25 protein-coding genes and 1 other RNA gene are annotated in these 22,225 nt (G+C 48.5%); 23 read left to right on the top strand and 3 right to left on the bottom strand.

Annotated features, from left to right (window positions below):
• Positions 1-8 precede the first annotated feature (8 nt).
• The 5 genes from tpiA to HZS85_RS01970 all read left to right on the top strand — a co-directional run bounded on the left by tpiA (position 9) and on the right by HZS85_RS01970 (position 5,103).
• On the top strand, positions 9-761 hold the full coding sequence (tpiA, locus tag HZS85_RS01950; RefSeq protein WP_023469215.1) for a triose-phosphate isomerase: 753 nt from the start codon (positions 9-11) through the stop codon (positions 759-761).
• Positions 762-2,309 (top strand): 2,3-bisphosphoglycerate-independent phosphoglycerate mutase, encoded by a 1,548-nt coding sequence (gene gpmI / locus HZS85_RS01955; protein ID WP_214852546.1) that lies wholly within the window; start codon positions 762-764, stop codon positions 2,307-2,309.
• Between the two features lie 59 nt (positions 2,310-2,368).
• Positions 2,369-3,661, top strand: coding sequence for a phosphopyruvate hydratase (eno, locus tag HZS85_RS01960; RefSeq protein WP_087681330.1), 1,293 nt, complete (start codon positions 2,369-2,371; stop codon positions 3,659-3,661).
• A 269-nt stretch (positions 3,662-3,930) separates the two neighbouring features.
• A complete protein-coding gene (locus tag HZS85_RS01965) occupies positions 3,931-4,842 on the top strand; it encodes an acyl-ACP desaturase (protein ID WP_035396308.1) in 912 nt (303 codons plus the stop codon).
• Between the two features lie 12 nt (positions 4,843-4,854).
• Positions 4,855-5,103 (top strand): hypothetical protein, encoded by a 249-nt coding sequence (locus HZS85_RS01970; protein WP_230088506.1) that lies wholly within the window; start codon positions 4,855-4,857, stop codon positions 5,101-5,103.
• A gap of 137 nt (positions 5,104-5,240) precedes the next feature.
• Here HZS85_RS01970 and HZS85_RS01975 read toward each other — a convergent pair whose 3' ends face one another.
• Positions 5,241-5,561: a hypothetical protein gene (locus HZS85_RS01975; RefSeq protein ID WP_214852548.1), complete on the bottom strand. Its 321-nt coding sequence runs from the start codon at positions 5,559-5,561 to the stop codon at positions 5,241-5,243.
• Positions 5,562-5,696: 135 nt separating this feature from the next.
• Between HZS85_RS01975 and HZS85_RS01980 the strand changes: the two genes are divergently transcribed.
• The 15 genes from HZS85_RS01980 to HZS85_RS02050 all read left to right on the top strand — a co-directional run bounded on the left by HZS85_RS01980 (position 5,697) and on the right by HZS85_RS02050 (position 18,530).
• Positions 5,697-6,041, top strand: coding sequence for a hypothetical protein (locus HZS85_RS01980; protein WP_214852550.1), 345 nt, complete (start codon positions 5,697-5,699; stop codon positions 6,039-6,041).
• A 357-nt stretch (positions 6,042-6,398) separates the two neighbouring features.
• Positions 6,399-6,638 (top strand): hypothetical protein, encoded by a 240-nt coding sequence (locus HZS85_RS01985; protein WP_214852552.1) that lies wholly within the window; start codon positions 6,399-6,401, stop codon positions 6,636-6,638.
• 198 nt (positions 6,639-6,836) lie between these two features.
• Positions 6,837-7,817 carry a LacI family DNA-binding transcriptional regulator gene (locus tag HZS85_RS01990; RefSeq protein WP_050678689.1) on the top strand — a complete coding sequence of 327 codons (981 nt, stop codon included), beginning with the start codon at positions 6,837-6,839 and terminating at the stop codon, positions 7,815-7,817.
• Positions 7,814-8,692, top strand: coding sequence for a ribokinase (gene rbsK, locus HZS85_RS01995; RefSeq protein ID WP_214852554.1), 879 nt, complete (start codon positions 7,814-7,816; stop codon positions 8,690-8,692). Before HZS85_RS01990 ends, rbsK begins: the two co-directional genes overlap by 4 nt.
• The gene (gene rbsD, locus HZS85_RS02000; protein ID WP_035409944.1) at positions 8,689-9,078 is read left to right on the top strand and encodes a D-ribose pyranase; all 390 of its coding nucleotides are present in this window, start codon (positions 8,689-8,691) and stop codon (positions 9,076-9,078) included. The genes rbsK and rbsD overlap by 4 nt, the downstream gene beginning before the upstream one ends.
• Before the next feature lie 12 nt (positions 9,079-9,090).
• Positions 9,091-10,569 (top strand): sugar ABC transporter ATP-binding protein, encoded by a 1,479-nt coding sequence (locus tag HZS85_RS02005; RefSeq protein WP_214852556.1) that lies wholly within the window; start codon positions 9,091-9,093, stop codon positions 10,567-10,569.
• A 1-nt stretch (position 10,570) separates the two neighbouring features.
• Entirely contained in the window at positions 10,571-11,539 is a 969-nt protein-coding gene (rbsC, locus tag HZS85_RS02010; RefSeq protein ID WP_050678685.1) for a ribose ABC transporter permease, read from the top strand.
• 27 nt (positions 11,540-11,566) lie between these two features.
• Complete coding sequence (rbsB, locus tag HZS85_RS02015) at positions 11,567-12,481, top strand: ribose ABC transporter substrate-binding protein RbsB (RefSeq protein ID WP_214852558.1); 915 nt, start codon at positions 11,567-11,569, stop codon at positions 12,479-12,481.
• Between the two features lie 137 nt (positions 12,482-12,618).
• Positions 12,619-12,852 (top strand): preprotein translocase subunit SecG, encoded by a 234-nt coding sequence (gene secG, locus HZS85_RS02020; RefSeq protein ID WP_023469201.1) that lies wholly within the window; start codon positions 12,619-12,621, stop codon positions 12,850-12,852.
• 101 nt (positions 12,853-12,953) lie between these two features.
• Positions 12,954-13,694, top strand: a complete 741-nt coding sequence (locus HZS85_RS02025) for an alpha/beta hydrolase (protein ID WP_023469200.1) — start codon at positions 12,954-12,956, stop codon at positions 13,692-13,694.
• 14 nt (positions 13,695-13,708) lie between these two features.
• Entirely contained in the window at positions 13,709-16,063 is a 2,355-nt protein-coding gene (gene rnr, locus HZS85_RS02030; RefSeq protein WP_023469199.1) for a ribonuclease R, read from the top strand.
• Between the two features lie 32 nt (positions 16,064-16,095).
• Positions 16,096-16,566: an SsrA-binding protein SmpB gene (gene smpB, locus HZS85_RS02035; RefSeq protein WP_023469198.1), complete on the top strand. Its 471-nt coding sequence runs from the start codon at positions 16,096-16,098 to the stop codon at positions 16,564-16,566.
• A gap of 58 nt (positions 16,567-16,624) precedes the next feature.
• Positions 16,625-16,983, top strand: a transfer-messenger RNA (tmRNA) gene (gene ssrA / locus HZS85_RS02040).
• 126 nt (positions 16,984-17,109) lie between these two features.
• A complete protein-coding gene (locus HZS85_RS02045) occupies positions 17,110-17,949 on the top strand; it encodes a GIY-YIG nuclease family protein (RefSeq protein ID WP_214852560.1) in 840 nt (279 codons plus the stop codon).
• Positions 17,950-18,020: 71 nt separating this feature from the next.
• Entirely contained in the window at positions 18,021-18,530 is a 510-nt protein-coding gene (locus HZS85_RS02050) for a GNAT family N-acetyltransferase (protein WP_214852562.1), read from the top strand.
• A 55-nt stretch (positions 18,531-18,585) separates the two neighbouring features.
• On the opposite strand, the gene hxlR is transcribed toward HZS85_RS02050, so the two are convergent.
• Positions 18,586-18,951: a transcriptional activator HxlR gene (gene hxlR, locus HZS85_RS02055; RefSeq protein WP_029342458.1), complete on the bottom strand. Its 366-nt coding sequence runs from the start codon at positions 18,949-18,951 to the stop codon at positions 18,586-18,588.
• A 204-nt stretch (positions 18,952-19,155) separates the two neighbouring features.
• On the opposite strand from hxlR, the gene hxlA reads away from it, so the two are divergent.
• The 3 genes from hxlA to HZS85_RS02070 all read left to right on the top strand — a co-directional run bounded on the left by hxlA (position 19,156) and on the right by HZS85_RS02070 (position 21,296).
• Positions 19,156-19,791 (top strand): 3-hexulose-6-phosphate synthase, encoded by a 636-nt coding sequence (gene hxlA, locus HZS85_RS02060; protein WP_214852564.1) that lies wholly within the window; start codon positions 19,156-19,158, stop codon positions 19,789-19,791.
• On the top strand, positions 19,792-20,340 hold the full coding sequence (hxlB, locus tag HZS85_RS02065) for a 6-phospho-3-hexuloisomerase (protein ID WP_214852566.1): 549 nt from the start codon (positions 19,792-19,794) through the stop codon (positions 20,338-20,340).
• Positions 20,341-20,525: 185 nt separating this feature from the next.
• Positions 20,526-21,296 (top strand): DUF4367 domain-containing protein, encoded by a 771-nt coding sequence (locus HZS85_RS02070; RefSeq protein ID WP_214852568.1) that lies wholly within the window; start codon positions 20,526-20,528, stop codon positions 21,294-21,296.
• Positions 21,297-21,335: 39 nt separating this feature from the next.
• On the opposite strand, the gene hisJ is transcribed toward HZS85_RS02070, so the two are convergent.
• On the bottom strand, positions 21,336-22,130 hold the full coding sequence (gene hisJ, locus HZS85_RS02075) for a histidinol-phosphatase HisJ (RefSeq protein ID WP_055968870.1): 795 nt from the start codon (positions 22,128-22,130) through the stop codon (positions 21,336-21,338).
• Positions 22,131-22,225: the final 95 nt, after the last annotated feature.

The raw sequence follows: 22,225 nt of genomic DNA on the forward strand, positions 1-22,225 counted from the left end.
GTTTCTCAATGCGTAAACCAATTATCGCAGGTAACTGGAAGATGAATCTGACACTCAAGGATGCAGTCGCATTCGTTGAGGAAGTCAAAGGAGCTGTACCTGCTTCGACGACAGTCGACGCAGCCGTCTGTGCGCCAGCAGTATTCTTGGCACACTTGACAGAAGCAGCAGCTGGTACGGATCTTAAAATCGGTGCTCAAAACATGTACGACAAAGAGAGCGGCGCGTTCACTGGTGAAATCAGCCCGCTCATGCTCAAAGAACTCGACGTGACATACGTCATCCTCGGTCACTCTGAGCGTCGTGAGTACTTCGGCGAAACAGATGCGTTCATCAACAGCAAAGCGAAAAAAGCGTTCGAGCACGGCCTCGTTCCAATCGTTTGTGTAGGTGAAACACTGGAAGAGCGTGAAGGCGGCAAGTTCGAAGACGTCATCCGCGAACAGACAGCAAACAGCCTCAAAGGTCTTACTGTCGACCAAGTGAAAAATCTCGTCGTCGCTTACGAGCCTGTCTGGGCAATCGGAACAGGTAAATCAGCGACAGAACAAGATGCACAAGATTCTTGTAAATTCGTCCGCGACGTCGTTGCAGCTGAATTCGGTGCTGAAGCAGCAGAAGCTGTCCGCATCCAATACGGTGGTAGCGTCAAACCGGAAAACATCAAAGAATATATGGCTCAACCAGACATCGACGGCGCGCTCGTCGGCGGTGCAAGTCTTGAGACAGGATCGTTCCTCAAACTGTTGGAGGCGATTTAAATGAAAAAACGTCCAGTCGCACTGATCATCCTTGATGGTTTTGGTATGCGTGACGAGGAGTTCGGAAATGCCGTTACGGCGGCAAACAAACCGAACTTCGACCGTTACTGGGGTCAATACCCGCATACGTTGTTGAATGCGAAAGGCGAATACGTCGGTTTGCCTGAAGGTCAAATGGGGAACTCAGAAGTGGGTCACCTCAACATCGGTGCAGGTCGCGTCGTCTATCAATCGCTATCCCGAATCAACAACGCGATCAAGGATCGCTCGTTCTTCTCGCGTCAAGCGATGAACGATGCGGCAGGTCACGTGAAGAAATACGGTTCAGCGCTTCATATCTTCGGTTTGGTCTCTGACGGTGGAATCCACAGTCACATCAACCACTTATATGCGGTGCTCGAATTCGCGAAACTTCACGAAATCGAAAAAGTCTACCTCCATGCTTTCACGGACGGTCGTGACTGCGACCCACAATCGGGCGCTGGTTTCCTCCGTGACGCGCAAGCGAAGATGGATGAATTGAATGTTGGACAATTCGCGAGTATCTCTGGTCGCTACTATGCGATGGACCGCGATAACCGTTGGGAACGCGTCAAGAAAGTTTATGACGCCATCACGTTCGGTGAAGGTCCAACGACGAAGGATCCAATCGGCATGGTTGAAGCTTCGTACAAACAAGACGTAACGGATGAGTTCATCGAACCAACTGTTGTCGTGCAGGAAGACGGTACGCCAGTCGCACCGATCCACGATAACGATGCGATCGTGTTCTTCAACTATCGTCCTGACCGTGCGATTCAGCTTTCGAAAGTCTACAAAGAAAAAGGTGGCTTCGACGGTTTCGAAATTCCGGACAACGCACCGAAGAACCTGCTACTCGTCTCGATGACGAAGTACTCGGATGCGATTGATACGGACATCGTCTTCCCGCCTGAAGACATCAAGAACACGCTTGGGGAGACATTGTCAAAACAAGGTCTCAAACAGCTACGCATCGCGGAAACGGAAAAGTATCCGCACGTCACGTTCTTCTTCAACGGACAACGTGAAGAACCATACGAAGGGGAAGATCGGATCTTGATCCCTTCACCAAAAGTCGCGACATACGACTTGAAACCGGAGATGAGCGTCTATGAAGTCACAGACGCCCTCGTCGACGCAATCAACTCGGACAAACACGACGCGATCATCCTCAACTTCGCAAACCCGGATATGGTCGGTCACTCGGGTATGCTCGAGCCGACGAAAAAGGCGATCGAAGCTGTCGATGAGTGTCTTGGGAAAGTCGTTGACTTGATTCTCAGCAAAGGCGGCGCGGCAGTCATCACGGCTGACCACGGGAATGCGGATAAAGTCCTTAATGCGGACGGCAGTAAGATGACGGCGCATACGACAGAACCGGTTCCATGTATCGTGACGGTCGAGGACGTTGAACTCCTTGAACCACTCACAGGTGCACTCGCTGACCTCGCACCAACGGTCCTTGATCTCCTCGGAGCGGACCAGCCAGCAGAGATGACTGGTAAATCGATCGTATTGAAGAAATAATCCCGTCGATCGAAAGAATTACAGCACATATTTCTTACACACAAAAGGAGCGAATTTAAATGTCAATGATTACAGAGATTTACGCACGCGAGATTCTTGATTCACGCGGTAACCCAACAGTAGAAGTAGAAGTTTATACAGAAGATGGCGGTTTCGGTCGCGCACTCGTACCATCAGGTGCATCAACTGGTGAGCACGAAGCAGTCGAACTCCGTGATGGCGACAAAGCACGTTACCTTGGGAAAGGTGTTTTGAAAGCTGTTGACAACGTCAACGAAAAAATCGCACCAGAAATCATCGGTTACGATGTCTTCGACCAAGCTGGAATCGACAAAAAAATGATCGATCTCGATGGTACGAAAAACAAAGGTAACTTCGGCGCTAACGCAATCCTTGGTGTTTCTATGGCTGCTGCACGTGCTGCTGCTGATGAGCTTGGTCTTCCACTTTACACATACCTCGGTGGATTCAACGCGAAAACATTGCCAACACCAATGATGAACATCATCAACGGCGGATCACACGCAGACAACAACGTGGACTTCCAAGAGTTCATGATCATGCCTGTCGGTGCTCCAACATTCAAAGAAGCACTTCGTATGGGTGCTGAAATCTTCCACGCGTTGAAATCAGTTCTTAGCGGAATGGGTCTTAACACAGCAGTTGGTGACGAGGGTGGATTCGCTCCAAACTTGAAATCAAACGAAGAAGCAATCACAGTTATTCTTGAAGCAATCGAAAAAGCTGGCTACAAAGCAGGCGAAGATGTTTACCTTGCAATGGACGTCGCTTCTTCTGAGTTCTACGATAAAGCAGCTGGAAAATACAACCTCGCTGGCGAAGGCAAAGTCCTCTCAACAGAAGAGCTTGTTGAATTCTACGCACAACTCGTCGACAAATACCCAATCATCTCAATCGAAGATGGCTGTGACGAAAACGACTGGGATGGTCACAAACTTCTTACAGATCGTATCGGACACAAAGTTCAACTCGTTGGGGATGACTTGTTCGTAACGAACACTGAGAAACTTGCTGAAGGTATCGAAAAAGGCATCGCTAACTCGATCCTCATCAAAGTTAACCAAATCGGTACGTTGACTGAAACATTCGACGCAATCGAAATGGCTAAAAAAGCTGGTTACACAGCTGTCGTTTCTCACCGTTCTGGTGAAACTGAAGATTCAACGATCGCTGACATCGCTGTTGCGACAAACGCTGGTCAAATCAAAACGGGTTCACTTTCACGTACAGACCGTATCGCGAAATACAACCAACTTCTCCGCATCGAAGATATGCTTTCAGACGTTGCTGTCTACGACGGAATCAAATCATTCTACAACCTCAAGAAGTAATTTCAGGTTGATCGTTTGAACAAGCTATAAGGAAAACCTCCTATTCGTGTGATACGTACACACGGATAGGAGGTTTTTTGTATACCAAGCGATGTCAAACATGAAAAGCACTTTTGTCATTAAAACTATACTGAACTGTCAAAAAATTGATTCATCCTAATAGATGACTAAAATGTTATACTCGTAAATAAGTGCAAATTAAATAGTTATAGGCATTAATTAAATCTTGCTCGATACAGATGACAAATACGTCTAAAGGAGATACGATCATGCTAAATTCAGATTTAGATATCCGTTTAGAACCACGCATTCAAGAGTTATATCGACTACACAAGGAGCGTTCAGCCAACATCGACTGGAGCTACCACGAATTCATTCCGTGGGATAAGGCGATGTCGTTCAAGCGCGTTCCCTGGGATGAAAGCCAAGTCACGCTTCCAGAAGGTGTCATCGTCGCAATCGAGACGGCATTACTGACAGAGGTCAACTTACCGTGGTATACGTCGCACTTAGACTATACGTTCAAGAACTCGATGGAAGTCATCAATGACTTCGTCCGGACATGGACAGCAGAAGAAGATCAGCACTCGAACTTACTCGAGACATATTTACTCGTCACGCGAAACGTCAATCCAACGCGACTTCATCAATTAAGAAGACGCGTCGTTGAAAATGGCTGGTTCCCGGACTTCACGAACCCGCTAGCGACAATGGCGTATACGTCACTGCAAGAGTTAGCGACACTCGTCTTCTATAACAATGTTGCGAAGATCGCAGGGGCACACGACAAAGACTTAGCAACGCTACTCCGTCGTCTAGCGAAAGACGAAGCGCTCCATTATGCGTTCTATCGTGACACGGTCAAAGCACACCTAGAGCTTGACCCGAACTTCATCGTCTTCTTCGAAGACGTCATCATCAACTTCTCGATGCCAGGTGCTGTCATGCCGGACTTCACGGAACGGATGAAGACGATTGCTGTTGATACGAACTATGGACCACTCCAATACTTCGACCAAGTATTAGACGTCGTCGTCAAATTCTGGGGCATCGCCGATTTAGAACCGACAACTGACGAAGCGAAACAATCTCAAGCGAACATCATGAAGTATCATGGACGTCTGAAGCGTATCAAGGAACGTCAAGAGCGCCAACTCGAAAAAGCGAAGATTGACGCGTAAGGGGGAATGAAGATGAAGTGTGAAATCTGTGGAACTGAAACGAACAACCAAGTCAGTTACTTGGAACTCGATACATGGGAATTCAACTCATTGAACAAAGAAGCAAAAGATTTTTATCCGATCTGTTTTGATTGCTTCGACAAGCATACGAATCAGTTCATTGATCAGGAGATGGATCTCGAATTACGTAAAAAACGTTCGCAAATGGTCAACAAAGAAGTAGAAGCTGAAATCGAAGCGATTCTTGAGGTTGAGAATTAAGTCTTCTTTACCATACGTGAAGGGAAGCAAAACCGGTAGTGCTTTGGCGCTATCGGTTTTTTTTATCCCTAAAAAAAGCAGTTATCTCTTGCTTCACATGTTTTGTGAAAGAAGAAATAGCTGCTTTTAACATGAAGTCAGTCTTCGATGAATGTAACGAGATAATGATGGGCAGAATGAAGCGGTGCACGGGTCACGAAAAAGTCCGGGAGATTGACATCGATTCCCAATTCGCGCAGTGTATCGGGATCCAAACATTCCTGAATCAAACGTTTGATGTCTTGTAACAGTTCATCGTGCAAGTTCGCTTCCTTCGGAAAGGTACGTTTCGCGTCATCGCGCAACAATAGCACGATCGGTGGTAGACCTCGTAAGAGATCGACCTGAAGGGGCTGCTGATGACGTTCGAAATAATCATTCAGACAACTGACGACCTTCATCGAGTGTTCTTCTTTCATCCGATCCCAACTCTCTGTATATGACTGTAACTCTCTAGCTATTCCCTAATTGAAGCGAGGATATGCAGAGAAACTGGAAATCAAGCATTACAAGGACGCTGTTCGGGGTAGAACTAGAGGGAAGGGGGAATCGACATGCTATTTCGGTTTTTGTTTTTAGGGCTTGATACGTCGATTGGTGATATCCCGTTGCGCCTCATCTATTTTACGGAACTCATACTATTCATCGGTTTGTATCAAATCACGAGCCGGTTTTCGCGTCAGAGTCTGATTTTTGGAACGGCACTCGGAATTGGTGGACTGATTGCCATCTTACCCGGTGCGCTCTATATCATCCGTTATAATCCGGAGGATGCCGTCATCGATGTCACGTTCCTATTGATTTATTTGTTTGAGCCGCTGGCAATCGTTGCGTTCGTTGTTGCTTTGATTCGGCGTTTGTTCGTGGAGCGAAAAAGAGCCGGGAAAGCAAAAAGATGAAAGACTTGTCAGCTAGACTCCGATTGTTCATTGATTTCCGTCCAAGACGTCGCTTTCCGCGGGCGGAAGGTAAGCCTCCTCGTCGCGTGTGCTCCTGCGGGGTCTTGCCTATTCCGCTCTTCCCGCAGGAGTCTCCGTCTTTTCCGAAAATCAACAATCTAACGTGCTACTGAGAGGATAAGAAATACACCGTAAGATGGCGTGACGCTGTCTTGCGGTGTATTTGCGTATGCATCCAAATACTTTCTTTCAATAGTGTAAGGAAGAGTAACTGGAAGAATATTCTATAATAGAGGGAGAGCGAAATTAGATCTTAGTTAATTTCGTAAGATCCCGTTGATTATAGGAGTGAGTTTCATGCATAAAATGTTGTTTGGTTTATCTGTCTTAAATAGTCTCTACATTACGAACAACTTATTTACGTATTCCGATAGTTTTTTGAATGCACCTCTGGGCATCACGACTGTTATTGCCGTGACATTGATGTATCTAAACGATAGCGCAAAAAAAGATAAACCGTCGTTGTACACGAAAGCGACGGATGGATTAGGATTCATTAATATTCTGATTGGTCTCTCGCTGATCGTCTTTATTTAAGGATGATTCAGAACGTTCAAATGCATGATTATACGGAATTACCGTAAGTCTGACGCCGTGTCAGGCTTCTTTTTTATGTTTCAATTCAAGAACTCGAAAAAAAATAAAATATATTTTAGATAAAAAAGATTGATGTGTAACCGGTTACACAATATGATGATTCTTGTAAGCGTTATCAAAAGAAAGAGGTGGCGAAACATGTCGACCATCCGGGAAGTAGCGAAAGCGGCCCATGTCTCCGTCGCGACGGTCTCACGCGTCATGAACGAAAAGGGTTATGTCAGTGAGAAATCGCGTAAGGCGGTGCTTCAGGCAATCAAACAATTGGACTATCGACCGAACCGAGTCGCGCGATCGTTGTTCCAAAAACGGTCCGGACTGATCGGATTGATCGTTCCAGACATCACGAACCCGTTCTTCCCACAACTCGCACGAGCTGTGGAAGATATGGCACATCAACATGGTTTTCAGGTCATTTTGTGTAACACAGACGAACAGTTTCAGAAAGAACGCGAATATATCAAGTCACTCGAGGCGATGCATGTCGACGGATTGATCATCACAACGAACTACTCAAACAATCCGAACTATGAAGAACTCGAAGTGCCGGTCGTAGCGTTAGACCGTGTGTTACAAGGCGCGATTCCGACGGTGACGTCAAACGGTTACGAAGGCGGGAAAAAGGCAGCTTCGTTCTTACTTGCTTCTGGTGCGACGGAGCTCGCTGTCATCAGCGGTCCTTCGAAACTCCCGACGATCAAGAAACGACGAGATGGTTTTGAGGAAGTCGCCGGAACGCATCTCGTTGCAAGCATTGAGTCACCGTTCCATTTTCAAGGAGCACTTGATGCCGCAAACTATCTCTTTGATCACTATCATTGCAACGGGATCTTTGCTGCGAGCGATGTTATTGCCGCAGCAACGGTGCAAGTCGCTGCCGAACGCGGGATCACGATTCCGGACGAGCTACAAGTGATCGGCTATGACGGCATCGAACTCGGACAAATGATTTCACCACCGTTGACGACGATTGCGCAGCCGATCTATCAAATGGGAGAACTGGCGGCGAAACTTTTGATTCAGCGGATTGAAGGCACACCGATTGCCGCCGTCCATCATGAGTTGACGGTTGAGATCATCGAACGGGAAACGACGAAACGGAAGGATGAGGAAGCATGAAACAAATCAGTGTCATCGGCAGTATCTCGATGGATCTCGTCGTCGAAAGTAAACGTCGTCCAGGCGCAGGCGAAACGGTCATCGGGGATGCCTTTCATACCGTACCGGGCGGAAAGGGTGCGAACCAAGCGGTGGCAGTCGCGCGTCTCGGCAGTACCGTCGAAATGATCGGTTGTGTCGGCAGTGATGCAAACGGAGATGCGATCCGCGAAAACTTTAAAACACAAGGGGTGCAGACGACACATTTGCAAACGATTGAAGGTGAACGGACGGGAACGGCACATATCACGCTCGCTGAAGGCGATAACTCGATCGTCGTCGTTCAGTCTGCTAATCAACATGTGCAATTTACGAGTGATGCACTTACACCAATTCTCTCGGAGAGTAAAATCATCTTACTCCAGCTCGAGATCCCAATCGAGACGGTCGAGACCGTTGCCCGGGAAGCACATGCAGCCGGCATTCCGGTCGTCTTAAATCCGGCACCCGCAATGTCACTCTCTACTGAGTTGATTGAACACGTGACGTACTTAACACCAAACGAACATGAATGTGGTTTGATCTTCGGACAAGACCAGCCAATCGAACATTGGTTGATGGAATACCCGAATAAATTGATCGTAACGGAAGGCAGTCGCGGAGCACGCTTCTACGATGGAGAATCAATCGTGACGATTCCAGCGATTGAGACGACCGTCGTCGATACGACGGGGGCAGGGGATACGTTCAACGGTGCTTTAGCTGTTGCGTTAACCGAAGGACAATCGCTCGTTGAAGCTATTCGTTTTGCGAATCGAGCAGCCGGTTTATCGATCCGCGCACTCGGCGCTCAAGGCGGTATGCCAACACGGGAACAGATGGAGGGAGAGGCATGAAGAAGCACGGTATCTTAAACAGTCATATCAGTAAGGTTCTGACCGATCTTGGTCATACCGATACGATCGTCATCGCCGATTGCGGCTTACCGATTCCAGACGGTGTTGCCCGAATCGATTTAGCACTTGAACTTGGCACACCGTCATTTCTCGATGTCGTCCGTGTCGTTGCTGGTGACATGGCGATCGAACAGCTGACACTCGCAACGGAGATCAAGGAAGCGAATCCGAACGTCCTCGAGGCACTGGAAGAGATGAAGATCGAGAGAACGTTCGTCTCACACGAGGAGTTCAAGAAATTGACGCAGCAGGCGAAGGTCATCATCCGGACCGGGGAAGCGACGCCGTACGCAAATGTCATCTTCCATTCCGGCGTAATCTTTTAAGGGGGTCATGCGATGCGTATCGAGATGACAGGTATCAAAAAAGCATTCGGGCCTGTTCCCGTCCTCAAAGGTGTCGACTTCGAACTCGCTGCGGGTGAGATCCATGCCTTGATGGGAGAGAACGGTGCCGGGAAATCGACGCTGATGAAGATTTTGACAGGTGTTCATAAAGCGGACGCAGGCACGATCCGCGTCGATGGACGGGACGTCGAATATAAGAATCCGAAACTTGCCGAAGAAGCGGGGATCGCCTTCATTCACCAGGAACTGAACATCCTCCCCGATTTAACGGTGACGGAAAACTTGTTCCTCGGACGGGAGCTGAAGTCACGCTTCGGGATTCTCAAGCAAGGGGAGATGAAGCGACAGGCAGAACGTGAACTCGCCGAATTGAACGTCTTCATGGACGTTGATCAACTCGCCCGGACGTTATCGGTCGGTCAGCAACAGATGATTGAGATCGCAAAAGCTTTGATGACGGACGCGAAGGTCATCATCATGGATGAACCGACAGCCGCACTAACGGAGCGGGAAATTCGTGCCTTGTTCAGCGTCGCGACGGCACTGCGCAACCAAGGTGTCTCGATCGTCTATATCTCACACCGGATGGAGGAAATCTTCGAACTTTGCGACCGAATCACCGTCTTACGGGACGGGATTTCCGTCTCGACACACGCGATTCCCGAGACCTCGTTCGAACAGATCGTCCGAGAGATGGTCGGTCGTGAGATGGGCGAACGGTATCCGGACCGTGATGTGTCGATCGGTGAGACCGTCCTTGAGGTCAAACAGGCGAGCGGGAAACGGTTTGACGATGTCTCGTTCTCCGTCAAGGCGGGTGAAATCATCGGCTTCTCAGGTTTGATGGGCGCTGGGCGGACGGAAGTCATGCGCGGGCTGTTCGGGGTCGATCGCCTGAAAGAGGGAACGATCGAACTGAACGGACAGTCGCTGAAAATCAAGACACCATACGATGCGATTCGCCAAGGCATCGGCTTTTTGACCGAAGACCGCAAAGGCGAAGGCTTGTTCCTCGACTTTTCACTGCGCGAGAACATCTCACTGCCAACGATTCGTTCGTTATCCCGCTCCGGTGTCATCAAGGATCAGGCAGAACGCGATTTCGCGGAAGGATACTTGAAGTCACTTTCGGTCCGGCACAGCTCGATGGACCAGCCGGCGAAGTCATTATCCGGTGGGAACCAACAAAAGGTCGTCCTCGCGAAGTGGCTCGGAACACAACCGAAAGTCTTGATCCTCGATGAACCGACACGTGGTGTCGACGTCGGGGCGAAGAAAGAGATTTATCTCATCATGAACGAACTCGCTGCGGCGGGTGTCGCGATCATCATGGTCAGCTCGGACCTCCCGGAGATTCTCGGGATGAGCGACCGGGTCTACGTCATGCGCGAAGGCAAGATGAGCGGCATGTTAACACGACAGGAAGCGACGCAAGAAAGCATCATGACACTTGCGACAGGAGGACAATGATATGGAATTGATGCAAGGCAAGGTAACGGAAGCAAAACCGAGACGTCTTGGGATCGGACAAAAGCTTGGACCACTCGCAGGATTGTTCGCGATCGTCCTCGTCGTCTCGATCATGGAACCGGATTTTTTAACATTGAATAATTTATTTAACATCTTACGGCAAGTCTCGATTAATGCCTTGATTGCCTTCGGGATGACGTTCGTCATTCTGACGGGTGGGATTGATTTATCGGTCGGCTCGATTCTCGCACTCTCGTCCGCCTTCGTCGCGGGTCTGATGACGGACGGAACGTCAGCGTTGATTGCTGTTCTTGCAGGGTTGATTGTCGGAGCCGTCATGGGTGCCTTGAACGGGATGGTCATCTCGCTTGGGAAGGTCGCACCGTTCATCGCAACACTTGCGACGATGACGATCTTCCGAGGCTTGACGCTCGTCTATACGGATGGGAAACCGATCACTGGTCTGAGCCAAGGTGGCTGGTTCGAACTGTTCGGACGCGGTTACTTCTGGATCTTCCCGGTACCGGTTCTAACGATGTTAATCGCCTTCGCGGTCCTCTACTTCATCTTGAAGAAGACGACGTTCGGTCGCTATACGTATGCGATCGGCGGCAACGAAGAAGCAGCGAAGTTGATGGGGATTCAAGTCAATAAAGTCAAAATCATGATCTACTCCCTCTCAGGATTGATGGCAGCACTTGCCGGAATCATCCTGACGTCTCGTCTGAACTCGGCACAGCCGACGGCGGGGACATCGTACGAACTCGACGCCATCGCAGCGGTCGTCCTTGGTGGGACGAGCCTCTCAGGTGGTCGTGGCTGGATTGTCGGTACCTTGATCGGTGCCTTGATCATCGGAACACTGAACAACGGACTTAACTTGCTTGGTGTCTCCTCGTTCTTCCAACTCGTCGTCAAAGGTTTAGTCATCCTGTTCGCGGTACTCGCGGACCGGAAACAAGCAGCGTAACCCACATTCCAAAAGGAGGATCTACCGATGAAAAAACTACTTGCAGTCGTCATGATGGCATTAATGGTCTTCGCAGCCGCCTGTTCGACGGAACAGCCAGGCAGCAGCAACGAAACGAAGAAAAAGACGAAGGACTTCAAGATTGGTCTTTCGATTTCAACCCTCAACAACCCATTCTTCGTCTCGTTAAAAGAAGGGGCGGAACAAGAAGCAAAAGCACAAGGCGCAACGCTTCAAGTCGCAGATGCACAAGATGATGCGGCAAAACAAGCAAGCGACATCGAAGACATGGTTCAAAAGAAAGTCGACCTCATCTTGATCAACCCAACGGATTCAGCAGCAGTTGGCGCAGCCGTCCAAACAGCGAACGATGCGAACATCCCCGTCATCACAGTTGACCGGAATGCAGAAGCAGGCGACGTCGTCGCACACATCGCGTCAGATAACGTCGCGGGTGGGAAACAAGCAGGTGAGTACATGATTGAACTCGTCGGCGACAAAGCAAAAGTCATAGAGCTCGAAGGGATTCCAGGAGCATCCGCAACTCGTGACCGTGGTAAAGGGTTCCATGAAGCAGTCGACGGTAAACTTGACGTCGTCGCAAAACAAGCAGCCAACTTCGACCGAGCAAAAGGTTTGTCGGTCATGGAGAACATCCTCCAGAACAACAAAGACATCAAAGCCGTCTTCGCACACAATGACGAAATGGCACTTGGTGCGGTCGAAGCGTTAAAAGCAGCGGGTCTCAACGATGTCAAAGTCATCGGCTTCGATGCGACGGATGATGCCGTCAAAGCCGTCAAAGACGGAAAAATGGCAGGAACGATCGCTCAAAAACCGACTGAGATCGGGAAGATGGGTGTCGAGACAGCAATCAAGCACCTAAAAGGCGACAAAGTCGAGAAGAACATCCCAGTCGATCTCGAATTGATCAAACAATAAGGAGATAAGACACCTGAGTCGACGATTCAGGTGTCTCTTTTCGTCAGGCAGGAAAAAGTTCCTAAATCTATTCCTTGTTCCCGTACTTGTTTTTCTCTATAATGAAAGAAGCGTATATTACTGAAGGAGGATCATCGATGATCATTCATAACGTGGCTCTTGTCGGCCTCATCGTCGTTTCCGTTCTTCTCATCATCGTCGTTCTATTGATGTCAGGTCGTACGACCGGACTCGGAGCATTGACGGGTGGAGCAGAACAATTATTTGGTCGCCAAAAAGCTCGTGGCTTGGATGCGGTCCTAAATCGTGTGGCGTCTATCTTAGGAGCATTACTCTTCATCTTGGCGTTACTCGTCGCTTTTTATAAGTGAGCATTGAAACGACAGCCGTATGATCGCGCTGTCGTTTTTTGTATTTCTCGATATTCATTTTTTCCGGATATGGGGTATAGAGTTAGAGGGGGAATCATTTTATGAAAATCACTTTACCGAAACCATTCTTTTTCGAAGCCGGCCCACGTGCCGTTTTACTATTACATGGATTCACTGGATCGAGCGCGGATGTCCGCATCCTCGGTCGCTACTTGCAAAAGCAGGGCTATACGTCCCTTGCACCACAATATAAAGGGCACGCTGCCCCACCCGAAGAGCTGACGAAGACCGGGCCAGCCGACTGGTGGCAGGATGTCCTTGCCGGATATCAGGAACTCGTCGATAAAGGCTATGACGAAATCGCCGTTTGCGGACTATCGCTTGGCGGCGTCATGTCGCTGAAGTTATCGATGAACCGTCCGGTCAAAGCGGTCATCCCGATGTGTGCACCCGCCTACATCAAAAGTGAAGAAGTCATGTATGCAGGAGTCACCGAGTACGCACGAGAATTCAAGAAGCGAGAAGGCAAATCGCAAGAAGAGATCGACCACGAGATGGCGTCCTTCGAACCGATGCCGACCTTGAAGGACTTACAGGAACTGCTGCGCGAGACTCGTGATTCGCTCGAGGACGTCTACGCACCGACGCTCGTCGTCCAAGCACGCAACGATCACATGATCAACACCGACTCTGCAAACATCATCCATGATGGAGTCAGTGCCTTCCAAAAAGAGCTGATCTGGTATGAGAACTCAGGTCACGTCATTACGCTCGACAAAGAAAAAGACCAGCTCCACTCTGACATCTTGGACTTCCTGGAGTCATTGAACTGGAGCAAGTAACTGGAGGTGTCACGTTGGAATTACGTGAACGAATACTAACGGTCATCACGACGGAAGAACGTCCGTTGTCGATTGATCAATTAACGAAAAAACTAGAACTAGCGGATACGGAAGCATTCAAGGAATTGATTCGGACGCTAAACGCGATGGAAGACGAAGCATTGATCGCCCGGACACGCTCGAACAAGTACGGAACGCTTGCGCAAATCGGTCAAGTCGCAGGGAAGATTTCCGTCCACCAACGCGGGTTTGGTTTCGTCTCACCGGAAGACGGCTCAGAAGGCGATATCTTCTTGCCGGCACCGGAACTGAAGAACGTCTATAACGGCGATCGTGTCCTCGTCAAAGTGTTTGCCGAGTCAAACGGTGGTGACCGTCGTGAAGGGAAACTGCTCAAGATTCTCTCACGCGGACCAGCCGATTTCGTCGGCACGTTCGTCAGTCCAAAAGGACGGATCGAGTCGATTGCTTACATCGAACCGGATGATACGAAATTGACGTTCTTACCGGTCGTCGCGAACGACGATACGCTCGGTGCCGTCGATGGCCATAAAGTCCTTGCCCGGATCACGAAGTATCCGGATGGACGCTACGCCGGAACGGCAAAAGTCTTGAAAATCATTGGTCACAAAAATGACCCAGGCGTCGACATCTTGTCGATCGTCCATAAGCACGGGATCAACGTCGACTTCTCACCGGAAGCGATCGCTGAGGCGAATGCTGTACCGGATCAGATCGATGAGAAGGATCTAGTCGGACGCGTCGATCTACGAAACGAATTGACGGTGACGATTGACGGGGCAGACGCAAAAGACCTCGATGATGCCGTTCACGTCAAAAAGTTAGCGAACGGTAACTTCGAGCTTGGTGTCCACATCGCCGACGTCTCGCATTACGTCAAAGAAGATTCAGCACTCGACGAAGAAGCGCGTGAGCGCGGAACGAGTGTTTATCTCGTCGACCGCGTCATCCCGATGATTCCGCACCGTCTATCGAACGGGATCTGCTCGCTCAACCCGCACGTCGATCGTCTGACGCTCAGCTGTATCATGGAAATCGATGCGAACGGTGCTGTCGTCAACCATGAAATCTTCCAGAGTGTCATCAAGACGACGGAACGGATGACGTACACGGATGTCCGGAAAATCATCGAACGCGAAGACGAAGAAGTGATCGCAAAGTATCAAGATCTCGTCGAGTACTTTGACAAGATGGCGGAACTCGCAGCAATCCTCCGCGAACGCCGCTCGCGTCGTGGAGCGATCAACTTTGACTTCCCAGAAGCGAAGGTTCTCGTCAACGAAGAAGGCAAGACGAGTGAGATCATCCTCCGGGAACGGTCGGTCGCCGAGAAGCTGATCGAAGAGTTCATGCTCGCAGCGAACGAAACGGTCGCGGAGCACATCCAGCGTCAAAAACTGCCGTTCATGTACCGGATTCACGATGAGCCAAAAGCAGAACGTCTCGATACGTTCTTCAAGTTCATCGGTAACTTCGGGATCAATGTCGAACGCAAAGGGGAGTCGGTCGCACCGAAGACGTTGCAATCGATCCTCAACGCTGTCGAAGGTGAGCCGGAAGAAGCCGTCGTCAGTACGGTCATGCTCCGATCGCTCCAACAAGCGAAATACGATATCGAACCGATTGGTCACTTTGGTCTGTCGACGGACTACTACACGCACTTCACGTCACCGATTCGTCGTTACCCAGACTTAATGGTTCACCGTCTGCTCCGTGAATATGTCATCTACAACGATAAGTCACAGAAGACGCAAGACCGTTACTCGGAAATCTTACCGGAAATCGCCGATCACTCGTCGAAACGTGAGCGTCGTGCGGTTGATGCGGAGCGGGAAACGAATGCGTTGAAGAAAGCCGAGTATATGGAGCAACACATCGGTGAGACGTTTGAAGGCGTCGTCAGTGGTGTCACGAACTTCGGAATGTTCGTCGAATTGCCGAACACGATCGAAGGACTCGTCCACATCCAAGCGATGACGGATGACTTCTACCGTTACGATGAAGCGAACTATCAGCTAATCGGTGAGCGGACGAAGCAACAGTTCAGGATCGGTGATGTCGTCGAGATCAAGGTCACGAACGTCAACATCGATGAACGGACGATCGACTTCAGTGTCGTCGGGATGCCAGAACGGCAACCGAAGAAACGGTTCGAGTCGAAGACGATTCGCTCAAGCGGCGGACGTCCAGGACAAAAACGCGACGACAAGAAGAAAGACGATCGTCGCGGCAAGAAACGGTCAGGTAAAAGCGACCAAAGCAAAGGAAAAGGATTCTCGTTAAAGAATAAGAAAGATAAACCGCCGTTCCATAAGGCGGTCTCGAATAAGAAACGGAAGCGCAAATAAGCGCTTCCGCATCGGAAATGTGGTGAACGAACATGCCAAAGGGAACAGATTCGAAAGTCTTAGCGAACAATAAACGGGCCTCGTTCGATTATGCGATCGAGGATACGATTGAAGCCGGTCTCGTCTTGACGGGAACGGAGATCAAATCGGTCCGTAAAGGAAAAATCAGTATCGGGGACGCGTTCGTCCGGTTCGACGGGGGAGAAGCGATTCTTTGGAACTCGAACATCGCCCACTTTGAACAGGGGAACCGTTATAACCATGAGCAGCTCCGTCCGCGAAAACTGTTGCTGCACAAGAAACAGATCGCGAACTTGATCGGCGCGGTCTCACGGGATGGTTATACGATCGTACCGCTTAAGGTCTACATCAAGAACGGATACGCGAAATGCTTGATTGGACTCGGGCGCGGGAAGAAGAAGTTCGATAAACGCGACGACCTGAAGAAGAAGGATGCGAAGCGTGATATCGAGCGAGCACTACGCGATAAGCAAAAGTATTGAACCCGTAACACTTTTCTGCTAGAATATTAGTATTCGGAAAGCCCCAATTTTATATCTTGGGGACGTTACGGATTCGACGGGGGTAGTTCGGTCTTCTGTGGCGTGTCGAGGGGTCGGCCTCGTTAAAACGCACCAGCCATAACTGGCAAAACTAACACACAACTCGCAGCAGCGTAATAGCAACTGCGGATCCTAGCAGCTGTCGCCTGGTCGGCTGATTTCTAGGGTCTCACTTTAAACAGGCTACGCTTGGACCCTTCCGTCTGGAGGGAAAGAGAAGAGATGGAATCAGACTGGTCGGACGGACGCCTGTCAATTGGCAGCCTGACGACGAGATCCCAATAAATTGACTACACACGTAGAAGCTTAAGTATACGATGCCTTCGGACGTGGGTTCGACTCCCACCGTCTCCATACGACGAAATCAGTGGATTTCAAAAAAGTACTTGAATCTCATTAAATGGGTTCAAGTACTTTTTAGTATAAAAAACTATTTATAAATATATAAAAACAAAATAAAAAAATTAATAAGGAGAACTAAATATGAAATTTGGTCAGACAATTAAAATGTTTTTAATTGATGGTAATTCTGATGGCAGATTAACGTGTGAGTTGTCAAATTGGACTGGTCTCGCTTATAGAATTCCACGTACTGAAGTTAAAAAATGTAATGATCGACCTAATTTAAATTCAACTGGAATTTATATGTTGTTCGGTCGAAACGAAGAAGATGAAGAAGCAGTTTATATTGGTGAGGCTGAAGAAGTGTATAATCGTCTTCAAGATCATTTACGAGAAAAAGATTTTTGGAATGAAGTGATTGTGTTTATTAGTAAAGATGAGAACTTGAATAAAGCACATATTAAATATTTGGAGAACAAACTGTATCATAGAGCAAAAAAAGCAAACCGTTATAAAATCGTAAACGGTAATATTCCCCCGATGCCTTCTATATCAGAGGCAGATCGTGCTGAGATGAATACTTTTGGTGAGAATGTTGAAATGTTGGTAAATATGCTAGGACATAAATTATTCTCAGAAGTTCAAAAGAATATCGATACTGAGAATGAGAACGTTCTATACTTAAAAGGCCAAAGAGGTGCCGATAGTATGGGAGCTCAAACATCAGAAGGGTTCGTTGTTTTTAAAAACTCTAAAATTGCGTCAGAAGTTGTCAATTCATTCTCGGAACGATTGAAAGTCAAAAGAAAAGAATTAATTGACTCTAATAAAATTCAAATAATTGATGGAGAATACATAGTAATCGAAGACTTATTGTTTTCAAGTCCGTCGTTAGCAGCTGATATTGTTACGGGCAGAAGTGCCAATGGATTGATTGAATGGAAGAATAAACATGGAGTTATCCTAAAAAAATTATCTTAATTTTTACTTTTTATAATGTTGGTGTAGAGTGAAAATAGGCTGTAATATTGTAAGGAAAGGAGCTGACACCTATGATACGACGTGCCACGTTGATGGACGGAAAAGCCTTATCGGACTTGATGCGACGCATTGATCGGGAAACGAAATATATGCTGTATGAGCCGGAGGAACGCGTCCTGTCAACGGAACAGGCGGAGGCGTTCATCGAGAAATTCGGTCAGGCTACGAACTCGGACATCTTCGTCGTCGATGTCGACGAGCAACTCGTCGGGTATGTGCTCGTCGTTGGTGGTGAGCCGAGTCGGATTCGTCACCGCGCGAACCTCGTCATCGGCTTGCTCGATGCCTATACGGGGCGTGGGCTCGGTGCAGGTCTACTTGAAGCGGTGGATGCCTTTGCGATTGAAGCGGGACTCATCCGGCTCGAGTTGACAGTTCGCAAGGATAACCTGCGGGCAATCGAGCTCTATCATAAGTTTGGCTTCAACATCGAAGGAACTCGCATTGCGTCTCTCTTCATCGATGGCGAATACGTTGATGAACTGGCGATGTCGAAGATCTATACAACAGAAGAATCCTAAAAAAGATGCTCAGTGGACTTATCTCTAAAAGGAGACGAGACCATGAGCATCTTTTTTATGGTGATATTTTCTGTTGCTCGAAATCGATCTCCAAAACGTTTTTCGCATAATCCTTACCCCAATCATACATCGCATCTAAAATCGGCATTAAGCTATGACCGTGTGGCGTCAACGAATATTCGACCTTCGGTGGTACGACCGGGTAGACTTCTCGGTGAATGATATGGTGGTCTTCAAGTTCCCGCAGTTGATTGACGAGCATCCGTTGCGTGATCCCGGGCATCAGACTTTTCAGTTCCCCGAAGCGTTTTGTCCCTTCCTTGCCTAAGTGCCAAAGAATGAGCATCTTCCATTTTCCCCCGATGATCGAGAGTGTCAATTCCTTCTCACAGTTAAACTGACGGTCTTCAAAATGTGGCATCGTTTCACCTCCTGCTCCAGTATAGTCTTTCTTCCGATTGACAGTATACTTTTTTGCACTATGTATGAAAAACCGCACTATGTAAATTAAAAGTGCGTACTTCTCAAGAATGCTCCTGCGGATTATATTTAGTCCTGTTCCTTCATGAACGTCCGAAGGAAGTGTCAGGTACGACAATATAGAGAAGAATGGGAGAGATACAAAATGAAATTACAACTCGCAATTGATTTAGTCGATACAGCAGGTGCGATTGCTTTAGTCAAAGAAATCGGGGAAGACAATTTAGATATCGTTGAGATCGGCACACCAGTCGTCATCAACGAAGGGCTCCGCGCCGTCAAAGAAATGAAGGCCGCGTTCCCGAACTTAACGGTCCTCGCTGACTTGAAGATCATGGACGCTGCCGGTTACGAAGTCAGCCAAGCTGTCGCACACGGTGCTGACATCGTGACGATTCTTGGGGCAGCGGAAGACATGTCAATCAAAGGGGCAGTCGAAGAAGCGAAAAAATCAGGCAAACAGATTCTCGTTGATATGATTGCTGTGAAAGATATCGCGACACGTGCGAAAGAACTGGATGCATTAGGCGTCGACTACATCTGTGTCCACACAGGGTACGATTTGCAAGCAGTCGGTCAAAATTCATTCGAGGATCTCGCGACAATCAAGTCGGTTGTGATGAACGCAAAAACTGCTGTTGCGGGTGGCATCAAGATGGAGACGTTACCAGAAGTCATCGCAGCACGTCCTGATTTGATCATCGTCGGTGGCGGTATCACGGGACAAGATGATAAACAAGAGACAGCGTCAACGATGCATCGGATGCTGCAAGAGGCGTAAATGACACATATTCAAACGATTATCGAAGAGCTGACTTCGACGGTCGAAGCGATCGATGCAACCGAGACAAAAGAACTGGCAGACGCTGTGCTGCAAGCGAACCGAATCTTTCTCGCAGGAGCCGGTCGCTCCGGCTTAATGGGAAAAGCGTTCGTCATGCGGTTGATGCACATGGGACTCGACGCGTATGTCGTCGGTGAGACGGTCACGGCGAATTTACGCGAGGGTGACTTGTTGATCGTCGGTTCCGGATCGGGTGAGACGAAAACCTTGATTCCAATCGTCGAGAAAGCACAGCAACTCGGTGGAACGGTTGCCGTCGTCACGATTAATCCGACGTCGACGTTAGCACTACTTGCAGACTTAGTCGTCAAATTGCCCGGAGTTCCGAAAGAACAAACGGCATTAGCGGACGAGACGGTTCAACCGATGGGCTCGTTGTTTGAACAGACGATGTTGTTGTTCTATGATGCCTTGATTCTGCAGATCATGGAAGACAAACAGCTCGATTCGCAGACGATGTACGGGAAACATGCCAACTTAGAGTGAAACATACGAAACAGATTAGTTCTTTTCAATCGAAGAGGGCTAGTCTGTTTTTGTCTGTAGATTTTTCGCGTATGAATGCGTATTAATCAGAAATTCTCCTTTCCTTCTTTTCATAATTTTCTTAAAGACTTAGTCCCGCAACGTGAGATACTCAAAGAAAGGAAAAAGAGGAAAAGGAGATTGTCATGCGATTTCAACGGATTGGTGTAATCAGTGCTTTACTCGCTGCAAGTATCTTGACCGGTTGTGCAGAACCGGACCAAATTCCGCCTTTGAATCAGCTTAGGTCACACTGGATCGAGGATAATACTGCTGAAGATGTAAATAATCCCGATGCCATCGTGCAACGCATTAAAGCGAAGGACTTTTCAGAACAGGATTCGTTTGAAGCGGATTTCCGTCGTCACGTGACGTTTTACTTTAAAGATGGAACAAAAGCGCACCCGACTGAAGGTGATATCTGGAGCAGTATCGTTGTCGGAAATCATGCTTACGTGACGCTGCATTATCCAAAAGGAGCAGATCGTCTTGCTGTACTAGAGTATACCAAGCAAGAGACGAACTGGATGTTAGGAGGCGTCTCATATGACGACGTTCAAAACATTAAGAAGAGTAGTTCTGCTCGCGGCTTGAATTTACCGTTCTCGACATTCCAAGCGATTATGAGTAGTTCGACTCCTAATGGGGACGATAGTGTTTGGTTCTTCCACACGAAGTCCCAAACGATTCTTCTAACCGTTGTTCCGAAGCAAGACGTTCAAGGCGAGGACTGGAAAGAAACGACACTTGCGAACGGACAGACGGCTTATTTCGAGCAGAAACAAGGGAGAGCGAACCTCTATTACGTCGAGGACAACCAAATCGTCCTCCTGTCTGGTAACGTGTCGCTAGCACAATTAAAAAAATTAGCACGATCGATTGCTCCTGTCGAAGCTGCTGATTTTCCATATTCCTAAACAAAAAAATCCGGACGCTGCGGCATCCGGATTTTTGTTTTACCATTTGAAATCGAAATCAGCACCGACATCTTTTGCGAGATGGGCATCTGATCCATAGACGAGCGGAATCGATAACGACTGCGTGACTTGCAGGAGTTCCGGGTAAGGATAGGAAAGACCACATAATGGCTTTCGGAGTCCTGCCGTGTTGACGTCGAGTGTGAAGTTCGCCTGACGGATCTTCCGTAACGTGTCGTCGAGGTTCGTTGGGTTCGACTCAAGCGGATAGGCTTGGATGAATTTCGTCGGTAACGTTAAGTGACCGAGGCGCTTCGGCTGGTGTGCACCGAGATCCGTCATGACGAGGGCTTGGATGCCTTCATAATAGCGTTCGTGTACCGCCGTGACGCTTCCGAGTTTCGTGACGATCTCACCGAAGCTTTCCTTGCTGAAGTCGACGCCGTAATATTGCTCATCGATGTATAAGTAATGCAGTGAGAGAATGCCGTCGGTCAAGACGTCAGCGTAGCGGGCAATGATGTCACGCGTCCCGTCGACATGCCCTTCCCAGTAGTCGAACTCCATCCCGATCCGGATATCAATCTGATTCTTGTATGTCTCGCGGAGTTGTGTCAATTCCTTCAGGTAGGCATCGGCTGTCGCGAACGACATTCCGGAATCGTTATCTGGCGCAGGATCCGTCACACCTTCAGGTAAAGGGGCATGTTCCGTGAAGCTGATCCGTTCTAAGCCTTGCTCTAACGCCCGCTCGATGTAGGCTTCGAGTGGATCCTTCGTACCGTGTGGACAATATGGACTGTGGACGTGACCGTCCCATTTCAATAATTGCATGAGTAACCCTCCGATTTTTTAGAATTGGCAAGCAAAGCGATTGACAATGTGCCCGAAACACGGTATCTTATCGTTAAATAATTTAGCGTGGTACA

This window comes from Exiguobacterium sp. s130 (genome assembly GCF_018619055.1).
In the GTDB taxonomy this organism is placed as follows: Bacteria; Bacillota; Bacilli; order Exiguobacteriales; family Exiguobacteriaceae; genus Exiguobacterium_A.